Source organism: Vibrio sp. 10N.247.311.47 (assembly GCF_041467535.1).
In the GTDB taxonomy this organism is placed as follows: Bacteria; Pseudomonadota; Gammaproteobacteria; order Enterobacterales; family Vibrionaceae; genus Vibrio; species Vibrio crassostreae_C.
The window spans coordinates 1-1473 of sequence record NZ_JBFSUR010000102.1 but is presented as its reverse complement, the minus strand read 5'-3'; the positions used below and the strand labels follow the sequence as shown (position 1 = coordinate 1473).

Annotated in this window: 1 protein-coding gene and 1 tRNA gene; one reads left to right on the top strand and one right to left on the bottom strand. The window is 42.8% G+C overall.

Annotated features, from left to right (window positions below; translation table 11 throughout):
* Nucleotides 1-119: 119 nt before the first annotated feature.
* A tRNA-Leu gene (locus tag AB6E51_RS24410) sits at nt 120-206 on the bottom strand.
* 349 nt (nt 207-555) lie between these two features.
* Here AB6E51_RS24410 and AB6E51_RS24405 point away from each other — a divergent pair.
* Complete coding sequence (locus tag AB6E51_RS24405) at nt 556-1344, top strand: lipase family protein (protein WP_017064543.1); 789 nt, start codon at nt 556-558, stop codon at nt 1342-1344.
* Nucleotides 1345-1473 lie beyond the last annotated feature (129 nt).

Sequence of the window (1473 nt, the reverse complement as noted above, 5' to 3'; positions counted from 1 at the left end):
ACCGAGGTCCACGGATTTGCAATCCGCTGCATAGCCACTCTGCCAAGGCGCCTTTAATAGTGATTTAAGAGAACAACTCTTTGTTCATCACTCTACTCAAAATGTAGAAGCTAGATAGATGGTGCCCCGGGCCGGACTTGAACCGGCACAGCGCGAACGCCGAGGGATTTTAAATCCCTTGTGTCTACCAATTCCACCACCAGGGCAACGCAATCTTGCGAGGCCGATTACTGAAAAGTAAAAACACCATCTCTCAGCGACCTAAGCCGTGAGAACGAGGTGTACTTTAACGGAAGGAAAAAATTCGTCAACAATAAATTTTATCTTTTAATTCAAGTGATTAATTATCGAACTCAAAAGAATAAATTTAGTGCAGCTTGTACGGTTCTTATACTTGGATTTCTAATTTAAACGGACAAATCACTGACAACCATTGATTCAAATACCAATTGAATGCGGTGATTTTATTGTTTTAAACCAAGCAAATGGCGTTTTCATGTGCTTTTCACATTCAACGATTAGAGTTTGAAGTAACTCTTATTAAGAAGTAAACATGTGAAACCACTAAAACGATATCAATATGAGCGCTATGCCGTTCTTTGTAACCTCGCCTACCCTAGAGTTTTTAAGCAGACTCGCTATGGTTTTGACCCTAATGGACAACGCATCATCAAGAACCAGTTTGGTAAAACCATGATTAGAGTGTTGTGGAGTAGCGACAAAGATGAAGTGGTTGTGGTAATCAAAGGATCGCACAGTATCTCAGATTGGCTACTAACCTTTGCTCTATGGACAAGAAGCTGTAAGAGAATTGGGCTCAATTATCGTGTGCATGCGGGTTTCTACCATCTAATGTTTCAAGAGAGCCAGCCAAGTCGTAATGAAGATAAGCTTGGCTTAACCGTTATTGAGCGCTTGGAAGCCACGCTCACACCTCTCATCGAACAAGGAAAAAGAGTGTCTATTACTGGCCACTCTTCCGGAGGCGCTATCGGTTGTGTCTTCGCTGATTACTTTGATCAAAAGTACCCAGGCTGTATTAAACGAATAGTGACTTTTGGCCAACCCGCCATTGGTGATTGGAGCTTTCGAAAGCACTATCGCATGAGTAAGAAGACCTACCGAATTTGCTGTGACATCGACATCGTGACCTTCATGCCACCGGTTCCTTTGCTCTATTGGCATGTAGGTAAAGTGCTTTGGCTTTATAACGGACGAATCTATGAGAACACTCCTACATTAATCCGCCTTGGTCGCTCTATCTTTAGTTGGCTGATAAGACCTTTCTCTTACCACTTAATGAGCAAGTATATCCGTAACAAAGATTTCTTTGATAAGCATTGAAATGGGTACGTAGGAAGCTTTTAGCGGGGTCAAAAACGAAAAAACCAGTCACTAGGACTGGTTTTTTCTGAATGATGGAGGCGCCTCCCGGAGTCGAACCGAGGTCCACGGATTTGCAATCCGCTGCAT